The following is a 23,006-nucleotide window of genomic DNA, read 5'->3' on the forward strand; positions in this document are numbered from 1 at the left end:
ATCAGCATGGCGTAAAGCACACCGTGGCGCAAGCGGCCGGTCAGCGGTGGTTAGTCGCCACGTGCGGCGGCTTCCAGCCCGGCGATCTCCAGTTTAACCATGCCAAGCATCGCTTCAGCCACCCGTCTGGCTTTTTCGCGGTCTGCGCCATAAACCCATTCGCCAAGGCATTTGGGCACGATTTGCCAGCTTAGCCCCCAGCGATCGCGCAACCAGCCGCATTGCTCAATCACCCCGCCGTCGCCCAGCCCGTGCCACAAACGGTCGATTTCCGCCTGGTCGGCACACTCGACGCTGATGGAAAAACTGTGGTTGAAGCTGTCCAGCTTGCCGGCTTCGAACGCCAGATAACGCTGGTCACCCAGGGTAAAGCCGGCAATCGTCACGTGCCCCGCCGGGCCGGAAGGCGAATCCGCCGGCAAGGTGGTGCGCCATTGCACCGCCGAACCGGGGATCAGCGTGGTATAACAGCGCAGCTTCCATGTCTTTTTCAAACCACAGTTGTTGCGTGATTTTGTTCATGTAACCCCCTGCTATTCATCCAACAGCGTGGTGAAACCGCCAAAAATCATACGCTGACCATCAAACGGCATGCGGTCGGCAAACGCCTGCATGCGCGGATCGGACATCATTTTCTGGTTGGCGGCGTCGCGCACCTCCTTTGACGGGTATTCGATCCAGCTGAACACCACCACTTCATCTGCCGTGGCCTTCACCGCACCGCGAAAATCGGTAACTTCACCTTCCGGAACGTCATCACCCCAGCACTCCACCACCCGCAACGCACCAAACTCTTTGAACAGCGGGGCTGCTTCTGCGGCCATCTGGCGATAGGCCTCCTGATTCGCTGCCGGTACCGCCACCACAAAACCGTCTACATAGTTCATTGACTGGCTCCTCGGTCGTCAACGACGATCGGGTTATGGCGTCGGCACGGCGCCAACGCCCCCCTACAATTTTAGACGCTGATGAAAATAGTAACGTAGAAAAACTATCCTGCCCCGTCGCCACAGACGCTGCGTCGGGAACACCACCTTGTACAACGTAATCAGGTTTTGATCGGCGGCCGGTTGAGACAATAAAAAAGGGCTGAACCTTGGTTCAGCCCTTTTAGCATGGTATGCGGCACTGCGGCGTTGATAGCACCGCATTGCCGGTTATGCTTCGGCGTTGGTGGCCAGTTCGATCGGCTTGGCCTGCGCCGCGGCCGCGGGTTTGGCTTGTGCCGCAACCGCGGGGGCGCGATCTTCTTTTTTCTTGCCGGCATGTGAGATCAGGTTGAACAGCTCGCCCAGGCCATAAATTGCGCCCAGCAACACCGCTACCATCACCGGCACCAGAATAACTACCATCGCCAGGCTTTCTAACATCTCAATCATCGTCGTCTCCTGGTCATGTACCAAAAAACCTCTCCCACAGAGAAGGATTTCCCTGAGGTTTTTTAGCGCTAAATAGGGAATGTCTTTCTGTGACGAAAATGGTCACACTTTGACGTGGATCAATGTAACTTACACAGTTACATTAAAACAATGCAAAAAAGTGCTCTCTGGCGTGTGGAGACGAGAAAGTTTAGTGGTGGGTATCAGGTTGATTGATGCATTCGCAGGGCTCGAACGGATAACCTGCACAGGCTTCGACCTTGCCAACGATATCCGCCAGCGAGGTTTGCGCCAGCGAGGCTTCCATGTGTCGGCTGATGCGGGCGAACTCCCCTTCGAGCACCGGGATGATGGCATGGCCAATGTAGCACTCGTCGTTGGGTTTTGAACGGTGCAATGGGAAATAGGGTTGATCTTCTACCGCGTGATAGATGTCGCGCAAGGTGATCTCACTGGCCGGCTTGGCCAGCAGCGCCCCGCCGCCTTGCCCCATTTGCGAATGTGTCAAACCGGCGTCTGCCAGCGCACCGAGAATGCGCCGCACCACCGTCGGATTGGTATTCACGCTGCGAGCAATATCTTCCGAACGCACCGCCTGGCCGCGAAACAGCGTAATATTGGTAAGAATGTGGATCGCAACGGCAAAACGGGTTGATGTAGACACGCCAGCACCTGCTAAAAGTTGTTCTTATGACCAGATAAGAATGACATATATGTGACAGAGTAAACCACATAGTGAATAGCGGCTACGGGAAAGTCAATCAACTGCCGGCATTGCGTTAGCTTTTCGTGCGATAGTTGGCAATTTTTGCCGACTTGCGGTCATCAGACGGCGAAAGCAAAAAAATTAAGATTATTTCCCTATTTTATTTTTATGCGGCGGAATACATTCATCTCAACTTTTACCAGAGCAATAATCTGATGCAGTTTGTTTATTAATGCATCACTTTTACCAGGAAATAATATGAACATTAAACGTGCCGCTGGCGTAGCTGTATTAATTCTGTCAACGCTGTCCGTAACCGCGTGTGGCAATATGTCTCACCGCGATCGTAATACCGCAGTCGGTGCCGGTATCGGCGCTCTGGGTGGTGCAGTCCTCACCGACGGCAGCACGCTGGGTACGCTGGGTGGCGCCGCTCTGGGCGGCATTATTGGTCACCAGACCAGCCGTTAATCACGCTATCAATACGCCACTGGCGTTAATTAATCACCTCGGGTCGGCTATTATTCATACCAGAATAGCCGGTCCGAGGATAAATATTTCCCGCCTGTTTATTCTGCCGTTTATCGCCTGAAAACACTCTACTTATCAGCTTATTCTGATTGAACGTTTATTCTCCGACGGCGGTAGCTGAAATATCCCTGGCGATCGCCGTTGTTGATCAACCGTCAGCAGACTGATGCCGGCAAACTGTACTTGCCGGCATCAGCACAGCTATCCTTTGATGTGCGAGACCACATTCAGCGGCTGGGCGTCGGGCAGAATGTTCATATGTTCAAGCACCTGAGCCATGATTTTGCCAAACACCGGGCCGGCTACCGAGCCGCCAAAGTGCTTGCCGGCCTTCGGGTTGTTGACCATGACCACCAGCGCTACCTGCGGATCGCTGGCCGGCGCCACACCGGCGGTATAGTTGATGTAGCCGCCGTCGTATTTGCCGTTGTCACCCATTTTTTCGGCAGTACCGGTTTTAATCGCCAGACGATAACCGGGTACCGCGGCACTGACGCCGCTGCCGCCGGGCAAGGCGTCGCTTTCCATCATGTGAACCACCGATCTGACTACCGATTCCGGCATCACGCGCTGCCCCACCACCGGCGGTGTGATCTTGGTGATCGACAGCGGTCGATACACGCCAAATGCGCCAATCGCCGCATATTCGCGCGCCATTTGCAGTGGCGTTACCCGCAGCCCGTAACCGAAGGAAAAGGTTGCACGTTCAATATCGGCCCAGCGGGTGCGGTGCCGCGGCAGGTAGCCGCTGCTTTCATTGCCGATACCCAGTTCGGTAGGTTTGCCCAGGCCAAAGCTTTGATACACCGCGGGCAGCACCGTGGCCGGCATTGCCAACGCAATGTGCGACACCGCGATATCGCTGGATTTTTGCAACACGCCGGTAATGGTCAGTTTTGACCAATGACCGACGTCGCGGATCAGGTGGCCGTTAACCCGATACGGCGTGGTATCCAGCACGGTATCCGGCTGGATCAGATGGCGATCGAGCCCCACCATCACCACCACCGGCTTCACGGTCGATCCCGGTTCAAAGCTGTCGCTGCTACAGACATTGCGAATATCTTTTGATGGCGTATTAGCGTAGTTGTTAGGGTTAAAGGACGGGTAGCTGGCCATGCCGAGCACTTCGCCGGTATTGACCCTGACCAGCACCGCACAGCCGGAATCGGCCTGGTTGGCGATCACGCCATCACGGATCTGGGCAAACAGCACGTATTGAATAAACTTGTCGATACTCAGCGTTACGTTCGGCGGTGGCACCGGATCGACGTTTTTCAGCACGTTGATCACCGCGCCGCTGCCGTCTTTCTGGTAGACCCGCAGGCCGTTTTTACCTTGCAACAAGTGGTTGAAGCCCAATTCAATCCCTTCCAGTCCCTGATTATCCTGACCAACGATGCCGATCAACCCCGCCGCGTCCTGCCCCATGGGATAAAAACGGCTGAAGTCCTGTTCGCTGCTGACGCCGGTCAGATGGAGCTTTTGGATGTAGGCAGCATTTTCGTCCTCTACCTTACGAGCCAGGTAGACAAAGCGCTTGCGTGCGTTGTGGCGGATCAGCGCCTGGATGTCGGCCAACGGCATTTTCAACACGTTAGCCATACTCTGCCAGCGCGCATCGTCGGTATTGGTCTGGCTGTCGATGATGTGCTTCGGATCCAGCACGATGTCCTTTGACGATACGCTGACCGCCAGCGCTTCATTATTACGATCGGTAATGATGGCGCGATTGGTCGGGATCACCTGTGTACGTACCGATCGCTGATCCGCCTGATTGGTCAGCTGCTGGTGCTCCATCAATTGCAGATAGCCCACCCGAAACATCAGCAGGAAGAAACACACCAGAATACCCGCACAAATCCAGCCAAAGCGCGCTGAAGAATAGTTCTTGCTCCGTTTTTTTGTCGATGCTACCACTGTTAACCCTGCGTTTTTATTCGGATTATTTATCGATGCAGTCTAACCGTACAAAATCTGGCGGATAATGTCAGTTTGTAAGAAAGTGCCAGCAAACGCGTTTATTGTTGCACATCGACACTGTCACTCAACGGTACCTTGGCTTTTTCCGGCTCGCCGGCAGGTGGCGCATTGGCCGGGTCAAAAATATGGTCAAGGATGGCGCGCGCCGTCGGTCCGGCCACCACACCGTCGCCGCCGCCGTTTTCCAGGATCAGCGCCATGGCGACCCGTGGATTTTTGTAGGGGGCAAACAGGGTGTAGAAAATGTGGTCACGCAGTCGTACCGGGATCATCTTGGCGTTATAGGTTTGGTTTTCCTTCAGGCCAAACACCTGCGAGGTACCGGATTTGGCCGCAATCTGATACGGCGCGGTATGGAACAGCTTATAACCGGTACCGTTAGGCAGGTTCGCCATGCCGTACATGCCGTTGCGCACGATGCCCCAGTACGGCGAATTGGCATCACCAACCTGCGTCGTATGTGCTTCGGGCTGATAGCGGCTCACCAGATTGCCGCGTCGCATGGCGTACAGCAGGTGCGGTTTTTTCACTTTGCCGTTGTTCAGTAGCGTGGTCAGCGCCTTGACCATCTGGATTGGCGTCGCCACCCAGTAGCCCTGCCCAATCCCCACCGAAATGGTGTCACCCTGGTACCAGACCTTTTTATGCACCCGCTGCTTCCAGGCGCGGCTGGGCAGTAATCCGCCGTATTCCTCGTTGAGATCGATACCGGTGGATTTGCCGTAGCCGAATTGGCTGAGCCAAAAATGAATGCGGTCAATACCCAGATCGTAGGCTACCTGATAAAAGAAGGTGTCGGCGGATTCCTCTATCGCTTTGGTGACGTTTAACATACCGTGGCCGCTTTTCAGCCAGTCGCGGTAACGACGCTTGGTTCCCGGCAACGTCCAGGTTGGCGCACCGAAATAAGTGGTGGACGGCGTGATCACGCCGCTGAACAGCGCAGACAGCGCCATATACGGTTTCACCGTGGAGGCCGGCGGATATAATCCTTGCGTCACCCGGTTGATCAACGGCAGGTCCGGGTTCTCCAACAGCGACTTGTAGGCCGGATAACTGATGCCTTTGACGAACGGGTTGGGATCGTAGCTTGGGCTGGATACCATCGCCAATATGCCACCGTCGCGCGGGTCTTCCACCACCACCGCCGCCCGTTGGCCTTTCAGCAATGATTCGATGTATTGCTGCAGGGGCAGATCCAGCGTCAGGTAGATATTTTTGCCGGCCTGCGGTGGCTGTTCCTTCAACAGTCGTACGATGCGACCGTGGTTATCCACCTCCACTTCCTGATAGCCGGTGGTGCCGTGCAGCTGCGACTCATAGTAGCCCTCTATGCCCTGTTTGCCGATGTTGTGATCGGCGGCATAGTTTTCGGCCTCGCCGGCTTTTTCCAGCCGTTTCACGTCGCGGTCGTTGATTTTCGATACATAGCCGACCACGTGTGCCAGCTGCGCGCCATATGGATATTGCCGCTGTTGGTAACTTTCGACGCTGACGCCGTTAAAGCGGTATTGGTTTACCGCAAAGCGTGCCACTTCGCTATCGTTGAGTTCAGTCTTCAGCGTTACCGGTTTGTAGCGGCTGTTGTGGCGCATCTCATCGCGAAAGGCCTCGATGTCTTGCGGCGTCAGATCGACGATCGGCGTCAACGCCTGGAGCAACGCCGTCATATTGGCGATTTTACTTGGCACCACCTGGATCTGGTACAGGGTAATGTTGCGTACCAACGGGATACCGTTGCGGTCGAAAATCAACCCGCGGCTTGGCGCAATCGGCAGCGTTTTAATGTCGTTCTGGTTCGAACGCGTCTGGTAAAAATCATGCTGCTTCACCTGCAAACGGTACAGATTGAAGATCAGCACGCCGAAACACGTGACGACCAACAGCAGCGCCACCGCAGCGCGGCGAATGAACAGCATTTCCTCGGCGGAATGGTCGCGAATTTTTTCTTTTAATAGGGCCATGCGTGGAACGTTACCTGTCTGACTTCCGTTTCCCTGAGTAAAAACAAGGGATTGAAAAGCGACCAAGGATAACGTTATTGACTGATTGACCCCATGAAAAGGTTGCTAATGATGTGGCAGAAATGTTTCAGCATGTTTGCATATTCCCATCAGCGTGGATTGCAGTTGTTCAACCGTTGAGCACCAGCCAAATTCGATGCTAGAATGTGACACAGATCACACTAATGAGTTCAATTACGCCACCACGCTGTCCGCTGCCCTGCCTTATCCCCCTGCAGGAGCAAGACGGCCAGACGCGGCTTTTGCAGCAAAGGAAGAAGTTCGATGAGTGCCATAGCTACAGGTTTCATTATGATGCGCTGGGAGTTGCTGAGCGCCGTGATGATGTTTTTCGCCAGCCAGTTAAACGTTGTTTGTCGTAAAGCCAGCCGCAACGGTATGGCGTTCATGTTCAGTAGCCTGGGTCTGTTTACCGCCATCTGGTTTGTCATGGGGTTGATGGGCATAACCATCACCCTGGAAGGCTTGTCGCATTTTTGGTCAGTCACCAAGGATGTGTTTATCGAGGTGATGAGCAAGACGCCGACCGATTATCCGATGCCTTAAACCGCAGGCAATTGCTTCGCCATCGACACATCCAGCGACGATGGCAAGGCACTGTCGGGTGCCAGATACGGCCCGCAGGCATAGCGGCACCCCACTCGCCAACGCCCCGGATTACCCCACGCTTTATTTGCCAATGGGCACTGCCGAGCGGCGGTCAGACTGCCTTATGGCAGCGAACCGCCGAGCCAGCCTGATGCATTTGCAGCACCTGCGCCTGCTCACAGCCGTCCCCGGCGAACGGGCAACGTTCGCGAAAATAACAGCCCGACGGCAGGCATCGATTGCCCGGTAATTCCCCCTTGCGGTCTTCGATGGCGCTGTCGGCCAGAGCACGTCCGGCGCGCGGCACCGAATCCAGCAACAGCCGGGTGTAGGGATGCCGTGGCTGCTGCAATACCTTTTCGGCCGCCCCCAGTTCGACAATCTGCCCCAGGTACATCACCGCCACCCGATCGCTCATGTGCTGTATTACCGATACGTTGTGCGAGATCAGCACGTAGGTCAAATTGCGCCGACGTTGCAGTTCGACCAGCAGATTGAGGATTTGCGCCTGTACCGAGATATCCAATGCCGAAGTCGGTTCATCCAGAACCAGTACATCAGGCTGTGACGACAGTGCGCGAGCAATCGAGATGCGCTGACGCTGGCCGCCGGAAAATTCATGGGGCAACCGGTCGAGATATTCCGGCCGAATGCCTACCTGCTGCGCCAGATCCGCCGCCAGCGCACGGCGCTGGGCGACAGCGGTGCGGTGCTGCACATACACCGGCTCGGTAATAATGCGCCATACCGGCAGTCGCGGATCGAGCGATGACTGCGGATCCTGAAATACCATCTGCATACCGCCAGCCGACGGCGCGCCGGTGGCCTGCTGGCGGTGCAACTCGCCGCTGCTGGGTTTCAGCAGCCCCATCAGCAGCTGTGCCAGGGTGCTCTTGCCACAGCCAGACTCACCGACGATGCCCAGCGTTTCGCCACGCACGATCTGCAGATCGAGGCCGTTCAGCGCATGGACGAATTCGGTGGGTTTACCACGCCAGTTATAGGCTGCCGGAAAACGCAGGCGAATATCACGCAGTTGCAACAAGGCCTCAGCGTTCATCATGAACCTCCAGATTGACGTTTTGCGGATGCCAGCAGGCCGCCTGCTGACCCGGTTTGCCGGGCAACGGAGCCAGACGCGGTGGTTGGTGGCATTGCGCGCTGGCATAGGCACAGCGGTTGCTGAAGGCGCAACCTGGCGGTAAGGCGCTGAGGTTCGGCACCGTTCCGGGGATCGCCTGCAACAGGTTGCGCGGCTGGCCGAGTTCCGGCGCCGCCAGCAGCAGGCCGATGGAATAAGGATGTCCGGGATGATTAATCACCGCATCGGTAGCGCCGCTTTCAATCACATGACCGGCGTACATCACATACACCCGGTCACACAGCTGCGAAACCACCGCCATATCATGAGTGATAAACAACACTGCGGTGCCGCTGGCACGCGCTTTCTGCTGCAATAGCCGTAAAACCTGACGCTGCACGGTAACGTCCAATGCGGTGGTCGGTTCGTCGGCGATAATCAGCTGCGGTTCGCAGGAGAACGCCATGGCGATTAAAACCCGTTGCCGCATCCCACCAGAAAGTTCAAACGGATAACGCGCCATGACCCGCTCGGCATCGGCAATCTGCATTTCAGCCAGCAGCGCCAGCGCCTTATGTCGAGCTTGATCTGCCGACAGGCGTTGGTGCAAACGGATAACTTCGCACATTTGCCGGCCAATGGTGCGTGTCGGGTTCAGCGCGCTCATGGGTTCCTGGAAGATCATCGACACTCGAGCCCCGCGCAACCGACGCATTTCACGCTCGCTGGCGTTCAGCACATCGGTGCCAAGCACGCTGAGTCGGCCACCAGTGACGTGGTAACTTTCATCTGCCAGCAGCCGCATAATCATCATCGCCGTGACCGACTTGCCCGAACCTGACTCGCCGACCACGCCAACGATTTCACCGGCATTGACCGTTAATGACACGCGGTTCAAGGCATTGACGCTGCCGCCGTACACCGGAAATTCCAGTTGTAACTGGTCGATGGTTAATACCGTGGTTTCGTTCATCAACGCCCCCGAGATTTAGGATCCAGCAGGTCACGCAGACCGTCGCCGAACAGATTGAAACCGGTAGCGGTAATCAGGATTGCCGTACCGGGAAAGGCGCAATACCACCATTGATCAAGCACGAAGTTGCGGCCGTTGGCGACCATGGCCCCCCATTCCGCCGTGGGTTGTTGTGCGCCGAGGCCAATAAAGCCCAGCGTGGCGGCCATCAGGATCGCGGTGCCGATATCCAGTGAGGCCTGCACCACCAGCGGCGGCAGTGCGTTACGCAGCACATGCCAGCCGATCAGATGCCAGCGCGAGGCACCAAAGGTGCGTGCTGCCTGCATATAGGCCTGGTGACGCAGGGTCAGCGTCTGGCCACGTGCCAGCCGCACGTAGAAAGGAATTCTGACTATCGCGATTGCCAGCATGGCGTTGAACAGGCTCGGCCCCAGCGCTGCCGCCAGCGCCATGGTCAGTACCAGCGACGGCACCGACAGCATGATATCCATCCCACGCATGATCAAGGCATCGACGCGGCCACCGATTACACCGGAAAAACAGCCCAGTAGCGAACCAATGCTGCCCGCCAGCACCACCACCGCCAGTCCGGCCGCCACCGACTGCTGACTGCCAACCAGCACGCGACTGAATAAATCGCGGCCGACCTCGTCGGTACCGAACCAATGCTGGCCCGACGGCGGCAGCAGCCGTGCGGTCAGGTTGACCGCATCCGGATCATACGGCGTCATCCAGGGTGAAAACACCATCAGCAGCATCACCGTCAACATGATCGCTGCGCCGAGCAACGTCAACGGACTGCGCCGCACCCGGTACCAGCCTCGCCGCAGGCCGACAAAGCGAGGTGTGGCATCGGCAGTCATTGGCTGCCCAAATTGAGTCATGGTCATTATTCCTCGCGCCCCATTCTCGGGTCGATCCACAAATACAGTAGATCGACGATTAAATTCACCACCACATAGGCGAACGACACCACTACGGCAAAGCCCATTACCGCCGGAAAGTCCAACGCCTGGATAGAATCGACCACGTAGGCGCCCATGCCCGGCCAGGAGAACACCGTTTCGGTCAATACCGCGCCGTACAGCAAATCGCCCAACGCCAACCCCAGCACCGTCACCGACGGGATCAGCGCATTGGGCAACGCGTGGCACAGGATCACCCGCCAGCGCGACAGACCATTGGCACGCGCGGTACGGATATAGTCTTCACCCAATTGTTCCAGCATCGCCGAACGGATCTGCCGTGCGACCACGCCAAGGTGGACAAACGCCAGTGTGACCGCCGGCAGGATCAGATGTTGCAGGCTGTTCCAGAAAACCTCGCTATTGCCGGTCAGCAGCGAATCAAGCAGATAAAATCCGCTGATATGCCGCGGCGGCTCCAGCCAGTCATCCAGTCGACCGCCACCGGGCAGCAGGTTAAGCTGGCCGTAAAACACCACGATCACCCCTAACCCCAGCCAGAACGCCGGGGTCGAAATCCCGGTTACCGACAGCAGTCGCACCAGATGATCCGGCCATTTGTTGCGATACACCGCCGACAGCACGCCAAGCGGTACGCCAACCACTATCGCCAGCAGCAAAGCACAGAACGCCAGTTCCAGCGTGGCGGGGAAAAAGGTACGTAAATCATCCAGTACCGGCCGCCCGGTACGGATTGAGCTACCCAGATCGCCGTGCAGCAAATCCCACAGATAGCGGCCAAACTGGATATATAGCGGCCGATCCAGCCCCAATTGCTGACGTATATGCCGTACGATTTCGTCGCTGGCGCGGTCTCCGGCCAGCAAGCGTGCCGGATCGCCGGGGATCAGGTGCGAAATGACAAACGTGATCACGCAAACGCCAAACATCACCAGCACCAGTCCCCAGCAGCGCTGTCGGATAAGGCTCCAAACGTTCATGCTCATTCTCCTCCGGCTTTCACAGGCCAGGGCCGGGAGTCCCGGCCCTGCTATTCACTCGACGCGCATTACTGCTTGCTCATGGTGGCCACGTTGAAGACCTGCTCCAGCATCGGATTGAAGACGAATCCCTGGACCTGCTTGTTAAGCGCTACCTGATAGTTCTTCTGGAACAGGTAAACGTATGCCGCCTGGTCGATGACGATTTTCTGCGCAGCCTGATAATCGCCGGTACGAACGGTCTGATCGGATACCGACACCGCCTTGCGCAACAGGGCGTCAACCTGCGGATTGCTGTAGAACGCGCGGTTGCCCGGCAGCCCCTTCTTGTCCGACTCGAACCAGTAATTCATAAACATGTACGGATCGGCAAAATCCGGGCTCCAGTTGCCGATGGCGATGTCGTAATTCCCCTGGCCAATGCGATCGCGCATGGTGGCGTTCGCCAGCTTTTCCAGTTTGACGTTTAAACCAATCGCCGCCAGATTGGCCTGCACCGACAGTGCGATCGCCTCCCAGTTCGGGTCATTGACCGAATACAGCAAACTGAGCGACGCCGGTTTTTCCGGCAGATGACTCAGCAGCGTTTTAGCCTTGTCGACATCCAGCGAATATTGCTGCGCATTGGCGTCATACCCCCACATGCCTTCCGGGATCGGGCCGCGCATCTGTTTGCCGTTGCCGCCGAGAATGCCCTTCACCATGCCCTGGTAATCCACCGCATAGGAAATCGCCCGTCGCAAGTCCACCTGGTTGAGCGGTGCCTTGCCGTTATTCAGATACAGATAAGTCACGCGCAGCGAAGGATAATCGGCCACCGTCACTCGATTTTCGCTTTTTAATGCCGCCAACTGGTCGATCGGCAGCGATTCGGCAATGTCCAGGTCGCCACGCGTCAGTTGCAGGCGGCGGGTCGCGCTCTCGCCGATGATTTTTACCGCCACCCGTTTAAAGGCCGGTTTCGGGCCGGCGTAATGCGGGTTCGGCACCAGGATCAGTTGCTGACCTTTCTGCCAGCGATCGAGGCGATATGCGCCGGAACCGGCGGTATGGTTTGCCAACCAGGCCTTGCCTTGATCTGCCGGGTTGGCCTTGGCGATTGCCGGATTGACGATGCCGGCACCGTCATTGGCCAGCGTGTAGAGGAACGGCGCGAACGGCGTTTTCAGCGTAAACTTGACCGTCAGCGGATCCACTGCCGTCACCTGCATATCCTTGGGAAAAGCTTCTGAGGGGCCCTGGCCGATGCTCATCAGCCGCTCAAACGACCACTTCACCGCGTCGGCGGTGACTTCGCTGCCGTCATCAAATCGGTTGCCGGGTTTCAGTTTGAAGGTCCATTCACGCCGATCGTCCGAGGCGCTCCAACTGGCCGCCAGCTCCCCTTCGACCTGTGTCGACCCTTTGCCGTTCTCGGTTTTGTACTGCACCAGTCGTTGATAGGCCGGATAGGTTACCGTCCAGTCGTTGTTGTCGATGGTGACCGCCGGGTCAAGCGTTTGTGGATCCGCCGCCTTGCCGATCGCCAGCATGTCTTTGGGCACTGCCGCCTGTACCGTACCGAGCGTCGTCAGGCTCAGCATAATGCCGGTAGCCAGAGCGGCGTAATTGATGGTGTTCATAAAACGCTCCTGATGAATTGATATATCGTTGTTTTAATGATAAAAACCGTCAATCGCCGTAACAGGCGAAGCGGTCATTGAGCAACGGAAATGCCATGGCGTTGGGCAGTTCAAAGTGCCACCACTCGCTGGCGATACCGATAAATCCCCCGGCGGCCATCACCGCATTCAGCAGCAATCGGTTACGCTGCAGCTGCGGCGGCAGATCGGGATAAAACGGATGGGAACGCGGGTTCATTTCATCAAACGCGGTGCCCATATCCAGCGCGAGGCCGGCGTGATCCAGCAGGGTGACGTCTAGTGCCACGCCACGGCTGTGGTGCGAACCGGTGTGGGTATCGGTGACGTAACGCGTGTCTGGGCATGCTTGCCACAGCAGCGCCTGCGCCTGCTGCGGTCGATAGGCATCCAGTACCTGCAGGGTAAAACCGGCCAGACGCGCAACGTTGATACTGCGTTCCAGGCCAGGCACCGCTGCCGGGTGCAGCAGGCAGCGTGCCTGGCGATAAATCGGTTTGCCGGTCAGGTTGTCGGCGCTGGCGTACCTGAGGTCGATGTTCAAACTCGGAAACTGATGCGCCAGATCGATTAAAGTTACATTGTCACTCATTTAAGCCTTCCATCTCGGTTAAGATTCAAATTGCCCCAACTCTTTCTGCAACCGGCGGTTTTGCGCCAAACGTTGCTCTACCGCGCTCCCGCCAAGCTCGACCACCGCCGACAGCAACAGATTGAACAGGCAGTCCAGCGGCGCCAGCGAATCCCAGAACTGGCCGGTATCGGTTTTCACCTGCAGTAAATCCACCGGATAATCTCGTGCCCACGGGCAGTAGATGTCGGTAATCAGGGCCAGTCGTAGTCCGCGGGCGCTGGCCGCCTGACAGTATTTTTGCGCCATGGTCGAATAGGCTCGGGTATCGGTCAGCACCAGGTAGGGTGCAGAAAACGCCGAGTTCAGCGATTCGACGTAGGTACCGGATTGGCCATCGGCGTAATAGACCCGTGGCCGCAGATACTCCAGGTGGCTATAAAACGCGTTGGCAATGCCCCGCGTCGATTGAATACCAACCACAAATACCGCCTCCGCCTGTGCCAGTTGGCGGCTGACGCTGGCAAAGACCTCGCTGCCCGCCAACTGATAGACGTATTCGATCGCCTCAAGCTCAAGCGTCAATGCCTGGCGCAACTTTTGCTGCTCGGGCAAGGCCCTACGCTGGCGATAGGCTCCCAGCCGGTCGGTTACGCCCCACGGCTGCGGCAATGCGCTGCTCTGTTCGCGTAGCGTGCGTTTCAAATCGTCAAGATTGCGGTAGCCCAGACTGCGCAAATAGCGCCCCACCGAAATACCGCTGGTGGCTGTGCTGCGCGCAATACTGTCGGCGGTTTCAAACGGTATTTGCGCCAGATTCGCCAGCAAATAACCGGCAATGCGCTTGCCGGTCGGGGTTTGCAGCGCAAATGACGCTTCGATCTGTGCCATTACGTCCGGGTGTTTCATCAGAGTCCGCCCGCTGTTGTCTGGTTGTCAGGTAACGACTGACTGTTAGTTGTCTAACAGACCGTGATGTACACCATGCACGGCCTATGCCAATAACCAAGTGCGTAAGGAATTAACGCGCCAAACGGTGTACCGGGCGCACGGCGGCGGAATCAGGAGTTAACACAATTGCCATTAATTGATAACTATTGCACAACAATCGAACAATGCGAGGGGCAACCTGCACCGTAACGGCGCGCAACTGCATAATTGGGCAACCGATCACGTTATTCGCCTGGCGTGCTGTCACAGCCTGCCAACGTGGCTAACTTGCGCATTTGTGGATTAGCCGTTAGGGTTAATTGTGACGTCATTCACAAATATCAGGGTAAGGAGGCACCATATCATCTTCGTTCTTGCGTTACGTTTACCCGCGGTTTTGCCCCCTGCCTGACGTCACCACAAAGTAATCCGCCTATTTATTCGCGACCACCTCGCAATAGAATGGAGATGAAATGCGTAAATCACTTGCCGACCTGCTTATTTTTACCGACCTGGACGGATCGCTGCTGGATCATCACAGCTACCGTTGGGATGCCGCCAAGCCGTGGTTGGATCGACTGGCGCAGGCCAAGGTGCCGCTGATCGTCGCCACCAGCAAAACGGCGGCAGAGGTGCAGCAACTGCAACAGCAACTCGGCTTGAGCGCACTGCCGTTCATTGCCGAAAACGGTGCGCAAATCGTGTTTCCTGCCTTCTGGCAACAGGATACCCAACTGTTCGGCGCGGATTACCCCAGCCTGCTGGCGGCGCTGGATCAACTGCGCCAGCAAACCGGCTTTGCCTTCAGCGGCTTTGCCGACGTCGACGACGCGACGGTGGCCGAGTGGACCGGACTGACCTTGTCGGAAGCGCATCTGGCGCGCCAGCGCGCCGGCTCCGAACCGATCCGCTGGTCTGGCAGCGACCAGCAGCTGGAGACTTTCCAGACGCTGCTGGCGCTGCGCGGTCTGACCTTGACGCGCGGCGGTCGCTTTTACCACGTGATGGGCCGCGAGGTCAGCAAAGGCAATGCCGCTCGCTGGCTGACCAAATACTACCAACGGCAACAGTGCCAACCTTTCACCACGCTCAGTCTCGGCGATGGGCCAAACGACATTTCCTTATTGCACGCTACCGATTACGCGGTGCTGATCCGTGGTCAGCAGACCAGGCCGCTGGCGCTACCCGGAGATTTTCCCGGCCAGCTATACCGCACGCGCCAGCCGGGACCGGCAGGTTGGCGTGAAGGATTGGATCATTTTCTGATGGGCAGTGAAGACGGGAGAACTGAACATGAGTGACTTTTATCAGGATGGCATCATTACCAATTTCCATAATCTCACTCGCCGCGATTTGGCGGAGCTGGAGTATGAGCTGCAGGTGTTTTCCGGCCGCAATACCATGGGATTGATATTGCCTTCGCTTTATTCGGAACTGGAAGGACCGGCGCTGGACAACATTATCAACACGCTGGCGCAGGTGCCCTACCTGGAGGAAATCGTCATCGGCCTGGATCGCGCCGACCGCCAGCAGTTCGAACATGCCAAATCGTTCTTTTCACGCCTGCCGCAACGACACCGTATTCTGTGGAACGATGGCCCGCGCTTGCAGGCCATCGCCAAACAGCTGGGCAGCGAGGGGCTGGCCCCCAGCGAACCGGGTAAAGGCCGTAACGTCTGGTTCTGCGTCGGCTATACGCTGGCGTCGCGTCGCAGCAGTTGCATAGCGTTGCATGATTGTGACATCGTCACTTACGATCGTCAGATGCTGGCTCGCCTGCTGTATCCGGTAGCCAATCCCCATTTTCACTACGACTTCTGCAAAGGCTATTATGCGCGCGTCGCCAATGGCAGACTGAATGGCCGGGTCGGTCGCTTGCTGGTCTTCCCGCTGTTGAAGTCATTGCAAAAAGTGTATGGCAACTCCGATTTCCTCGATTATCTACGCAGCTATCGCTACCCGCTTTCCGGCGAATTCGCCATGCGTAGTCATATCCTCAATAATCTGCGTATTCCCAGCGACTGGGGGCTGGAGATCGGCGTACTGTCGGAAATACACCGTAATACTGCGACCAACCGCATCTGTCAGGTGGATATCGCCGACAATTATGACCATAAGCATCAACCCGTGTCGGAAAACGATCCGAGCGGCGGTCTGCAACGCATGGCGGCGGATATCACCAAAGCGCTGTATCGCAAATTGGCCATTCAAGGCGTCAACGTAACTGCAGATTCATTCCGCGTGCTGCGCGCCACCTATTACCGCACCGCACTGGATATGATCGACGCCTTTGAACACGATGCCAAAATGAACGGACTTACCTTCGACCGCCATAGCGAAGAGTCGGCGGTCGAGTTGTTTTCGAACGTCATTTCCCATGCCGGTCAGGCATTTACCGAGAATCCCGGCGAGAACAAACCGTTTGTCCCGAGCTGGAACCGGGTACAATCGGCGTTTCCTGATATTCTGCAGCGGCTGTACGCGGCGGTGGAAGAGGATAATGCGTAACGCTAATCGCGTGCTCGGCGCAGCGATTGCGGCGTATGGCCGTAGGCCTGCTTGAAGCGGTTGCTGAAATGACTGGCGGAGCTGAAGCCGCATTCCAGCGCGATCTGTGTTAACGGCAACGGGCTGTGACGCAGCAGCTTTTCTGCCTGCTGCAGCCGCGCCCGCATCACATATTGATGCGGAGCCAGACCGGTATCGTGCTTGAACATCCGGGCGAAATGGAATTCGCTCAAGCCCGCCAGCGCCGCCAGATCGATTAACAGCAACGGTTGCTCCAGATGGCTGGCGATAAAATCGGTCACCCGCTTGAGCACCGCCGGCGCCAACCCGCCGCGCACCGTGGGCAACCGCCATTGCAGGTGGGTGTAATGCTGGATCACATGCGCCATCAGCATGCTGCTGGCGCTACTCAACGCCAGATGATTGGCTCGGTCCTGCCAATCCACATTGAGCAGAAACTGGCGGTACAGCAGCGTAATTTGCGCATCTTCGCCAAAGGCTTTTTGTTCGACGTTGATTGAGGACGGGCTGCGATCCCAGGTTTGTTCAACCAGTTGGCGCAGATGACGATCGGTGCAATAGAGATGCACGAATGACAGATCGCTGCGCACGTCCCAGGTCGATTCATACTGGCGCGGCATAATACAGAAGCGGTCCGGCCCGCCGCCATTGCGCCAACCGCCGGGCACTTTTTGGTAGCATTCATAACCGTCGGCCACGTACAGGCTCAACGTATGGTGATCGGCGCTCTCCTGCGTGATGCGATCGTCGCAATTCGACCAGGCCGCCAGTTCTACCCCTGACCCCAGCAGCAGATGCTGATGCAGCCGGGCCTTGTGTTGCCTTAGCGTTTCAAACGCCTGGTATTTCGACATAATCAGCCCCGCACGCAGTGAAAACCGTGTCAGTTTAAAGGCTGCCGCTCAGGCGCACCAGTCGACGGAGCCAAAAATGCGCAAGAATATGCAAGTGGCGCAACCCGTTGAAAGCCGCGGCCCCGGGCACGGTGGATAATCAGCACTCTTTATCCTGGAGTGTGAAACATGAACGCGTTGCTTTACCTTGCCGTGGTGCTGATCTGGGGCACCACCTGGATTGCCATTACCCTTCAGCAGGAGGGATCGGTCGCCATTGCGCTATCCATCAGCTACCGTTTCCTGCTGGCCGCGTTGACGATGTGGGCAGCGCTGTTGCTGCTGCGCCGGCTGCGTAGCATCAGCGTACGCGACCACCTGTTTTGCCTGCTGCAGGGGTGTTGTGTATTCGGCTTCAACTTTTACTGCTTCTATCAGGCCGCCGGCTACATCAGCAGCGGCTTGGCGTCGGTGATCTTTTCCATGGCGGTGCTGTTCAACGCACTCAACAGCATGATCTTCTTTCGCCAACGCCCCAGTGCGACGCTGCTGCCTGCCGCACTGCTGGGTCTGACCGGCATCATTGCCCTGTTCTGGCACGATCTGGCGGCCAATCAAATGGCGCCGGAACTGCTGAAGGGCATCGGTCTGAGCGCGTTGGGCACCTACGGATTTTCGCTGGGCAATATGATCAGCAGCCGGCACCAACGGCGCGGTCTGGATATACTGTCAACCAATACGTATGCCATGACTTACGGTGCGCTATTGATGGGCGCGGTCGCCGTCGCACAAGGATCATCGCTACAGATTAGCTGGGATATCCGCTACCTGGCTTCGTTATTCTATCTGGCCATCTTTGGCTCGGTAATCGCCTTCGCCGCCTATTTCAGCCTGCTGGGTCGTATCGGCTCCGGTGCCGCGGCCTACAGCACCCTGTTGTTCCCACTGGTGGCATTGACCATTTCCACCCTGTACGAAGGTTATCAATGGCGTCCGAACGCGGTGTTTGGACTGTGTCTGATCCTGCTGGGTAACCTGGTGATGTTTTCAAAACCGCGCCACTTTGCGCTATTGCGGCGAAAAAATGCCTGATAAGCCCTATACCGGCAGACAATCCGCCGTGAGGCATTATACTCAGGGTCTCGTTGGCTTTTTTATAAGGACTTCAGAATGCTGAGAATTTCCCGTTGCGCCCTGCTGTTGGGCGCGTTGATTTCCTTTGGCGCCGCCGCCGATGACGCCGCAAAATACGGTCAGGAGCTGGAAGGCTTCCACTACCCTTATCCGTTGCAAAAATTCACCTTCAGTTCGCAAAACCAATCGTTGAGCATGGGTTATATGGACGTGGCCCCCAGCGGGGAAGCGAACGGTCAGACGGTAGTACTGATGCACGGCAAGAATTTCTGCGGCGCAACCTGGGAAGACACCATCAAGGGGCTAAGCCGTGCTGGCTACCGGGTGATCGCGCCGGATCAGATCGGTTTTTGCACCTCCACCAAGCCTGCGTATTATCAGTACAGCTTCCAGCAACTGGCGCAAAATACCCACGCGCTACTGGAAAAACTGAAAATCGACAAGGTGACGGTGATTGGTCATTCAACGGGCGGCATGCTGGCGACCCGTTACGCACTGATGTACCCGCAAGCCACCCAGCGACTGGTGATGATCAATCCGATTGGGCTGGAAGACTGGAAAGCCAAAGGCGTGCCGTGGCGTAGCATTGACCAGTGGTACCAGCGTGAACTGAAAACCTCGGCCGAAGGCATCAAGCAGTACGAATTGAAAACCTACTACGTTGGCCGCTGGAAGCCGCAGTACGATCGCTGGGTGGATATGCTCGCCGGTCTGAACAACGGTCCGGGCAAACAGCGGGTGGCGTGGAACTCGGCGCTGATCTACGACATGATCTTTACCCAACCGGTCTATTATGAATTCAAGAACCTGCAGACGCCGACCACGCTGATGATTGGCACCGCCGATACCACTGCCATCGGCAGCGATATCGCACCACCGGAGGTCAAGGCGCAGCTCGGCCATTACAACGTGCTGGGCAAACAGGTAGCGCAGCTCATTCCACATGCCACCCTGGTCGAGTTCCCCGGCATGGGGCACGCGCCGCAGATGGAAGAACCGGAGAAATTCAACCAGGCACTGCTGAAGGCGCTGAGCGCCCGCTGACAAAAGCGCCTGGTTCAGGCGAACAGCAAGCCTAACACCGCCCCGCCGGCCAGCACCCACAACGGATGAATGCGTTTGTTGATGCCGGCGGCGGTGGCGATAACGATCAGCAGCGCCAGGTGCCAATCAGTGGCGGACGACTCGGCAATCAATACGCCGCTGGCTGCCACCAGTCCGACGGTCACCGGCACCAGCCCAGCCTGTACGTTGCGCCGCCATGGTCGATCCTTAAAGCGTTTCCAAACCCCCATCACCAGCAGCGTGACGATCGACGACGGGCCGAACTTGGCAATCGACGACACCAGCAGACCGGCCCAGCCGGCAACGTGCCAGCCGATCAGCGGTACAATCATCATATTGGGCCCAGGCGCGGCCTGCGCCATGGCAAACAGGGTGTTAAACTCCTGCGCATCCATCCACTGATGCACTTCGACCACCTGACGCTGCATTTCCGGCAAGATGGTAAAACCGCCGCCGAACGCCATCAGCGAGAGCTCGGTAAAGAGCAACGCCAAAGAAATCAATAGTGGAATCATAGCCATTTTCTCCACGCCAACAGGATGCTGAGCGGCGCCACTACCAGCATGGTCGGCAACAGCGGCAATCTCAGCCAGGCAATGGCCATCAGACAAAGCGCCACCACCGCCAATGCCAGCCAGCGCCCGCGCAGCGGTATCAGCATTTTCAGCGCGGTAGACAACAACAGACCGGCAGCCGCCGCCGCCAGCCCGGCGAACACGTGTTGTACCTCGGCATTATGCTGAAAGCGGCTATAAACCACTCCCAGCCCAACCACTATCGCAGTGGGAGCGCAAATCAGCCCCAACAGCGCACAGCAGGCGCCACGCAGGCCGCGAAACTCCATACCGACCGCCACCGAGAGATTAATGACGTTACCGCCAGGCAAAAACTGACACAGTCCCAGTACTTCAGTGAACTGCTCACCGCTCAGCCAGCGGCGATCGTCTACCAGCATCCGGTGCGCCAGCGGCAAGACGCCGCCAAAGCCGATCAGCCCAAGGGTTAAAAATCCGTAGAAAAGTTCAAGATTGCTCGGTGCTGCAGTTAGCTGACTGTTTTTTAACAGGTTTGATTGGGACATTGTCATTCTCACATCGCTATTTTTTGCTGACTGGTATGATGCGCGCGCACATGACATGATGTCTAATGCATTTCAAACACTATAACGATACCCTGTGAGTATGAATATGATCGAACTGCGCCGGCTGAAAGCGTTTGTTACCGTGATTGAGGAAGGCAATATTACCCGCGCCGCAGAGCGACTGTTTATCCAGCAGCCGCCACTGACCCGGTTATTGCAAGGTTTGGAGCAACAACTGGGCGTGCAGCTATTGCAGCGTTTGCCGCGCGGCGTGCGCCCCACCGAAGCCGGTAATGTGCTGTTCGATGAAGCCCGGACGCTGCTGGCGCGGGCGGAAAAACTCAGCGAGGCGGTACGCCGCGCGGCGCGTGGCGAGCAGGGGCATATCGCCGTCGGCTTCACCAGTTCGGCGGCGCTGCACCCGTTTGTCCCCAATCTGCTGCGCCGCTATCGGGAAATTTTGCCGGGCATTGCTACCGTACTGGAGGAAGCGGGCAGTGGCGAATTGATGGATGCGCTGATTGACCAGCGGCTTGATGCCGCATTCGTACGTTCACCGCTGCGCGATATTCCCGGCCTGAGTATTGAGCCGGTGCTGCAGGAAAACATGCTGGTGGCATTACCGCCCGGGCACCCTCTGGCGCTAGCTGATCCCTCGCCGTTGCCGTTGACGGCGCTGGCCAATGAAGCGTTTATTCTCTATCGACGCCCGGCAGGCCAGGGTTTGTATGATGCGATCCTCGCCGCCTGCCATCGCGCCGGATTCAGCCCGCATATCGTACAGGAAGCCCCGCGCCTACCGGCTACCCTCAGCCTGGTGGCCGCCGGGCTTGGATTGTCGATTGTGCCGGCGTCGATGCGGCGTCTGGGCGGCGATGGCATCGTATATCGCGCCATCAGCGACGCAGATGAACTTTGCGCCCCGCTGTATCTTGCGCTGCGCCATAACCAGCAATCACCGATCGTCAGCCGTTTCCGCGATCTGGTTACCGAGGCGCTCGACGAGGAGCAGCGGCTGGCAGCGCAGTAGGACCACCGGGAGCGGCAGTGCAAAGCCAGCCAGTGACGCAGGCCACTCCGCCACTGGCTGGCGACAGACATGATTTGACACAGAATCTGCCATGGCCGCCGTATTTTCTCCACATTTGCTGTTCAGACTCTTGGCGATAGTTTTTAACCACTTACAGTTGATATTACGGTTGCCATGTCATTGTTGAACGCCCTTTTTCGTCGCCCATTGGTTCTCTTCGCCCTCTTCAGCCAGCTGTGGCTGATTGGCGCTGCCCACGCCTCTGCCCCACAGGCACTGCATTCACGTGCCGTTTTGGTGGTTAATGCCAACAATGGCAAAACGCTATACCAGAAGCAGGCCAACCGTCGTATGCCGATCGCCTCGTTAAGCAAACTGATGACCGCAATGGTGGTGCTGGACAACAAACGCCCGATGGGCAACCGAGTGAAAGTCACCGCCGCAGACCGCGATTTATTGAAGAACACCCATTCGCGGCTAACGGTGGGTTCCACGCTCAGCCGCCGTGATATGCTGCATATCGCCCTGATGTCGTCGGAAAACCGCGCCGCCGCGGCGCTGAGCCGTTATTACCCCGGTGGCCGCAGGGCGTTTGTCGCCAAGATGAATCAGAAAGCCCGCGCCCTCGGCATGGCGCACACCCGCTTTTACGATCCGACCGGTTTAACACCACGCAATGTTTCGACCGCGCGCGATCTGCTGAAAATGGTCAACAATGCCTACCGCTATCAGAGCATTCGACACTTCAGCACCGACAAACAGCAGATCGTACGTCCCGGCCGCGGGCAGTTGGTTTACCGCAGTTCCAACGGTTTGATCAATAACCCAAGCTGGAAAATCCAGTTGCAAAAAACCGGCTTTACCAATGAAGCCGGCCATTGTCTGATAATGAGAACGGTGATCAAAGGCCAGCCGGTGATCATGATCCTGCTCGGTTCGCAACAGCGCTACGGTCACTATAGTGACGCCATTCGTCTGAAACAGTGGCTGGCATCTTGAGCCAACCGCTCACGCAGCGC

23 protein-coding genes and 2 pseudogenes are annotated in these 23,006 nt (G+C 57.2%); 8 read left to right on the forward strand and 17 right to left on the reverse strand.

Annotated features, from left to right (window positions below; translation table 11 throughout):
* Positions 1-50: 50 nt before the first annotated feature.
* The 4 genes and pseudogenes from AC2AXP_RS06890 to AC2AXP_RS06905 form a co-directional block, all read right to left on the reverse strand.
* A pseudogene (locus AC2AXP_RS06890) lies at positions 51-522 on the reverse strand (VOC family protein).
* Between the two features lie 11 nt (positions 523-533).
* Complete coding sequence (locus tag AC2AXP_RS06895; protein ID WP_004962820.1) at positions 534-887, reverse strand: DUF1428 domain-containing protein; 354 nt, start codon at positions 885-887, stop codon at positions 534-536.
* A gap of 360 nt (positions 888-1,247) precedes the next feature.
* Positions 1,248-1,379 (reverse strand): annotated as a pseudogene (locus AC2AXP_RS06900) (AcrZ family multidrug efflux pump-associated protein); the annotation flags it as partial.
* Positions 1,380-1,569: 190 nt separating this feature from the next.
* Entirely contained in the window at positions 1,570-2,043 is a 474-nt protein-coding gene (locus AC2AXP_RS06905; protein ID WP_004962809.1) for an Rrf2 family transcriptional regulator, read from the reverse strand.
* A 300-nt stretch (positions 2,044-2,343) separates the two neighbouring features.
* On the opposite strand from AC2AXP_RS06905, the gene osmB reads away from it, so the two are divergent.
* Positions 2,344-2,556, forward strand: coding sequence for an osmotically-inducible lipoprotein OsmB (gene osmB / locus AC2AXP_RS06910; RefSeq protein WP_004962802.1), 213 nt, complete (start codon positions 2,344-2,346; stop codon positions 2,554-2,556).
* 261 nt (positions 2,557-2,817) lie between these two features.
* On the opposite strand, the gene AC2AXP_RS06915 is transcribed toward osmB, so the two are convergent.
* Complete coding sequence (locus AC2AXP_RS06915; RefSeq protein ID WP_039992096.1) at positions 2,818-4,536, reverse strand: penicillin-binding transpeptidase domain-containing protein; 1,719 nt, start codon at positions 4,534-4,536, stop codon at positions 2,818-2,820.
* A gap of 101 nt (positions 4,537-4,637) precedes the next feature.
* Entirely contained in the window at positions 4,638-6,563 is a 1,926-nt protein-coding gene (mrdA, locus tag AC2AXP_RS06920; protein WP_273868301.1) for a penicillin-binding protein 2, read from the reverse strand.
* Positions 6,564-6,887: 324 nt separating this feature from the next.
* Here mrdA and AC2AXP_RS06925 point away from each other — a divergent pair, with 324 nt between their 5' ends.
* On the forward strand, positions 6,888-7,169 hold the full coding sequence (locus AC2AXP_RS06925) for a YjcB family protein (protein ID WP_004962795.1): 282 nt from the start codon (positions 6,888-6,890) through the stop codon (positions 7,167-7,169).
* Here AC2AXP_RS06925 and AC2AXP_RS06930 read toward each other — a convergent pair.
* The 8 genes from AC2AXP_RS06930 to AC2AXP_RS06965 all read right to left on the reverse strand — a co-directional run bounded on the left by AC2AXP_RS06930 (position 7,166) and on the right by AC2AXP_RS06965 (position 14,297).
* Positions 7,166-7,303, reverse strand: a complete 138-nt coding sequence (locus tag AC2AXP_RS06930) for a hypothetical protein (RefSeq protein WP_156000361.1) — start codon at positions 7,301-7,303, stop codon at positions 7,166-7,168. The two genes, AC2AXP_RS06925 and AC2AXP_RS06930, sit on opposite strands and share 4 nt — an antisense overlap.
* Positions 7,304-7,323: 20 nt before the next feature.
* Positions 7,324-8,271 carry an oligopeptide/dipeptide ABC transporter ATP-binding protein gene (locus tag AC2AXP_RS06935; protein ID WP_198773176.1) on the reverse strand — a complete coding sequence of 316 codons (948 nt, stop codon included), beginning with the start codon at positions 8,269-8,271 and terminating at the stop codon, positions 7,324-7,326.
* Positions 8,261-9,265: an ABC transporter ATP-binding protein gene (locus AC2AXP_RS06940; RefSeq protein WP_484381519.1), complete on the reverse strand. Its 1,005-nt coding sequence runs from the start codon at positions 9,263-9,265 to the stop codon at positions 8,261-8,263. The genes AC2AXP_RS06935 and AC2AXP_RS06940 overlap by 11 nt, the downstream gene beginning before the upstream one ends.
* A complete protein-coding gene (gene ddpC, locus AC2AXP_RS06945) occupies positions 9,265-10,152 on the reverse strand; it encodes a D,D-dipeptide ABC transporter permease (protein ID WP_088499924.1) in 888 nt (295 codons plus the stop codon). Before ddpC ends, AC2AXP_RS06940 begins: the two co-directional genes overlap by 1 nt.
* A 5-nt stretch (positions 10,153-10,157) precedes the next feature.
* Positions 10,158-11,174 (reverse strand): ABC transporter permease, encoded by a 1,017-nt coding sequence (locus AC2AXP_RS06950; protein ID WP_484381520.1) that lies wholly within the window; start codon positions 11,172-11,174, stop codon positions 10,158-10,160.
* Between the two features lie 68 nt (positions 11,175-11,242).
* Positions 11,243-12,796, reverse strand: coding sequence for an ABC transporter substrate-binding protein (locus tag AC2AXP_RS06955; RefSeq protein ID WP_004962778.1), 1,554 nt, complete (start codon positions 12,794-12,796; stop codon positions 11,243-11,245).
* 49 nt (positions 12,797-12,845) lie between these two features.
* Complete coding sequence (gene ddpX, locus AC2AXP_RS06960; protein WP_004962776.1) at positions 12,846-13,406, reverse strand: D-alanyl-D-alanine dipeptidase; 561 nt, start codon at positions 13,404-13,406, stop codon at positions 12,846-12,848.
* A gap of 18 nt (positions 13,407-13,424) precedes the next feature.
* Entirely contained in the window at positions 13,425-14,297 is an 873-nt protein-coding gene (locus tag AC2AXP_RS06965; protein WP_088499698.1) for a MurR/RpiR family transcriptional regulator, read from the reverse strand.
* 491 nt (positions 14,298-14,788) lie between these two features.
* Here AC2AXP_RS06965 and AC2AXP_RS06970 point away from each other — a divergent pair, with 491 nt between their 5' ends.
* Positions 14,789-15,616 (forward strand): mannosyl-3-phosphoglycerate phosphatase-related protein, encoded by an 828-nt coding sequence (locus tag AC2AXP_RS06970; protein WP_004962767.1) that lies wholly within the window; start codon positions 14,789-14,791, stop codon positions 15,614-15,616.
* On the forward strand, positions 15,609-16,823 hold the full coding sequence (locus AC2AXP_RS06975) for a glycosyltransferase family protein (protein ID WP_004962766.1): 1,215 nt from the start codon (positions 15,609-15,611) through the stop codon (positions 16,821-16,823). The genes AC2AXP_RS06970 and AC2AXP_RS06975 overlap by 8 nt, the downstream gene beginning before the upstream one ends.
* A 2-nt stretch (positions 16,824-16,825) precedes the next feature.
* Here AC2AXP_RS06975 and AC2AXP_RS06980 read toward each other — a convergent pair whose 3' ends face one another.
* Positions 16,826-17,698 (reverse strand): helix-turn-helix domain-containing protein, encoded by an 873-nt coding sequence (locus AC2AXP_RS06980; RefSeq protein ID WP_004962763.1) that lies wholly within the window; start codon positions 17,696-17,698, stop codon positions 16,826-16,828.
* Positions 17,699-17,866: 168 nt separating this feature from the next.
* Between AC2AXP_RS06980 and AC2AXP_RS06985 the strand changes: the two genes are divergently transcribed.
* Together AC2AXP_RS06985 and AC2AXP_RS06990 are read left to right on the forward strand one after the other, a co-directional pair.
* Positions 17,867-18,769, forward strand: coding sequence for a DMT family transporter (locus AC2AXP_RS06985; RefSeq protein ID WP_004962761.1), 903 nt, complete (start codon positions 17,867-17,869; stop codon positions 18,767-18,769).
* A 78-nt stretch (positions 18,770-18,847) separates the two neighbouring features.
* Positions 18,848-19,855, forward strand: a complete 1,008-nt coding sequence (locus AC2AXP_RS06990; RefSeq protein WP_198773059.1) for an alpha/beta fold hydrolase — start codon at positions 18,848-18,850, stop codon at positions 19,853-19,855.
* Between the two features lie 14 nt (positions 19,856-19,869).
* On the opposite strand, the gene AC2AXP_RS06995 is transcribed toward AC2AXP_RS06990, so the two are convergent.
* Entirely contained in the window at positions 19,870-20,391 is a 522-nt protein-coding gene (locus tag AC2AXP_RS06995) for a chromate transporter (RefSeq protein WP_039992090.1), read from the reverse strand.
* Complete coding sequence (locus tag AC2AXP_RS07000) at positions 20,388-20,957, reverse strand: chromate transporter (RefSeq protein ID WP_484381521.1); 570 nt, start codon at positions 20,955-20,957, stop codon at positions 20,388-20,390. Before AC2AXP_RS07000 ends, AC2AXP_RS06995 begins: the two co-directional genes overlap by 4 nt.
* A gap of 100 nt (positions 20,958-21,057) precedes the next feature.
* On the opposite strand from AC2AXP_RS07000, the gene AC2AXP_RS07005 reads away from it, so the two are divergent.
* Both AC2AXP_RS07005 and pbpG read left to right on the forward strand, forming a co-directional pair.
* Positions 21,058-21,987, forward strand: a complete 930-nt coding sequence (locus AC2AXP_RS07005; protein ID WP_430299118.1) for a LysR family transcriptional regulator — start codon at positions 21,058-21,060, stop codon at positions 21,985-21,987.
* 174 nt (positions 21,988-22,161) lie between these two features.
* Positions 22,162-22,986 (forward strand): D-alanyl-D-alanine endopeptidase, encoded by an 825-nt coding sequence (gene pbpG, locus AC2AXP_RS07010; protein ID WP_004962749.1) that lies wholly within the window; start codon positions 22,162-22,164, stop codon positions 22,984-22,986.
* Positions 22,987-23,006 lie beyond the last annotated feature (20 nt).

The sequence above is a fragment of the Serratia sp. Sp408 genome (genome assembly GCF_057180665.1).

What these genes read in the sequence shown, in the direction of transcription:
- AC2AXP_RS06935 (WP_198773176.1), bottom strand. Translation starts at nt 8,271, where the DNA reads ATGAACGCTGAGGCCTTGTTGCAACTGCGTGATATTCGCCTGCGTTTT.
- AC2AXP_RS06995 (WP_039992090.1), bottom strand. Translation starts at nt 20,391, where the DNA reads ATGATTCCACTATTGATTTCTTTGGCGTTGCTCTTTACCGAGCTCTCG.
- AC2AXP_RS07000 (WP_484381521.1), bottom strand. Translation starts at nt 20,957, where the DNA reads ATGTCCCAATCAAACCTGTTAAAAAACAGTCAGCTAACTGCAGCACCG.
- AC2AXP_RS06975 (WP_004962766.1), top strand. Translation starts at nt 15,609, where the DNA reads ATGAGTGACTTTTATCAGGATGGCATCATTACCAATTTCCATAATCTC.
- AC2AXP_RS06980 (WP_004962763.1), bottom strand. Translation starts at nt 17,698, where the DNA reads ATGTCGAAATACCAGGCGTTTGAAACGCTAAGGCAACACAAGGCCCGG.
- AC2AXP_RS06990 (WP_198773059.1), top strand. Translation starts at nt 18,848, where the DNA reads ATGCTGAGAATTTCCCGTTGCGCCCTGCTGTTGGGCGCGTTGATTTCC.
- ddpC (WP_088499924.1), bottom strand. Translation starts at nt 10,152, where the DNA reads ATGACTCAATTTGGGCAGCCAATGACTGCCGATGCCACACCTCGCTTT.
- pbpG (WP_004962749.1), top strand. Translation starts at nt 22,162, where the DNA reads ATGTCATTGTTGAACGCCCTTTTTCGTCGCCCATTGGTTCTCTTCGCC.
- AC2AXP_RS06970 (WP_004962767.1), top strand. Translation starts at nt 14,789, where the DNA reads ATGCGTAAATCACTTGCCGACCTGCTTATTTTTACCGACCTGGACGGA.
- AC2AXP_RS06895 (WP_004962820.1), bottom strand. Translation starts at nt 887, where the DNA reads ATGAACTATGTAGACGGTTTTGTGGTGGCGGTACCGGCAGCGAATCAG.
- AC2AXP_RS07005 (WP_430299118.1), top strand. Translation starts at nt 21,058, where the DNA reads ATGAATATGATCGAACTGCGCCGGCTGAAAGCGTTTGTTACCGTGATT.
- AC2AXP_RS06985 (WP_004962761.1), top strand. Translation starts at nt 17,867, where the DNA reads ATGAACGCGTTGCTTTACCTTGCCGTGGTGCTGATCTGGGGCACCACC.
- AC2AXP_RS06940 (WP_484381519.1), bottom strand. Translation starts at nt 9,265, where the DNA reads ATGAACGAAACCACGGTATTAACCATCGACCAGTTACAACTGGAATTT.
- AC2AXP_RS06925 (WP_004962795.1), top strand. Translation starts at nt 6,888, where the DNA reads ATGAGTGCCATAGCTACAGGTTTCATTATGATGCGCTGGGAGTTGCTG.
- AC2AXP_RS06955 (WP_004962778.1), bottom strand. Translation starts at nt 12,796, where the DNA reads ATGAACACCATCAATTACGCCGCTCTGGCTACCGGCATTATGCTGAGC.
- mrdA (WP_273868301.1), bottom strand. Translation starts at nt 6,563, where the DNA reads ATGGCCCTATTAAAAGAAAAAATTCGCGACCATTCCGCCGAGGAAATG.
- ddpX (WP_004962776.1), bottom strand. Translation starts at nt 13,406, where the DNA reads ATGAGTGACAATGTAACTTTAATCGATCTGGCGCATCAGTTTCCGAGT.
- osmB (WP_004962802.1), top strand. Translation starts at nt 2,344, where the DNA reads ATGAACATTAAACGTGCCGCTGGCGTAGCTGTATTAATTCTGTCAACG.
- AC2AXP_RS06950 (WP_484381520.1), bottom strand. Translation starts at nt 11,174, where the DNA reads ATGAACGTTTGGAGCCTTATCCGACAGCGCTGCTGGGGACTGGTGCTG.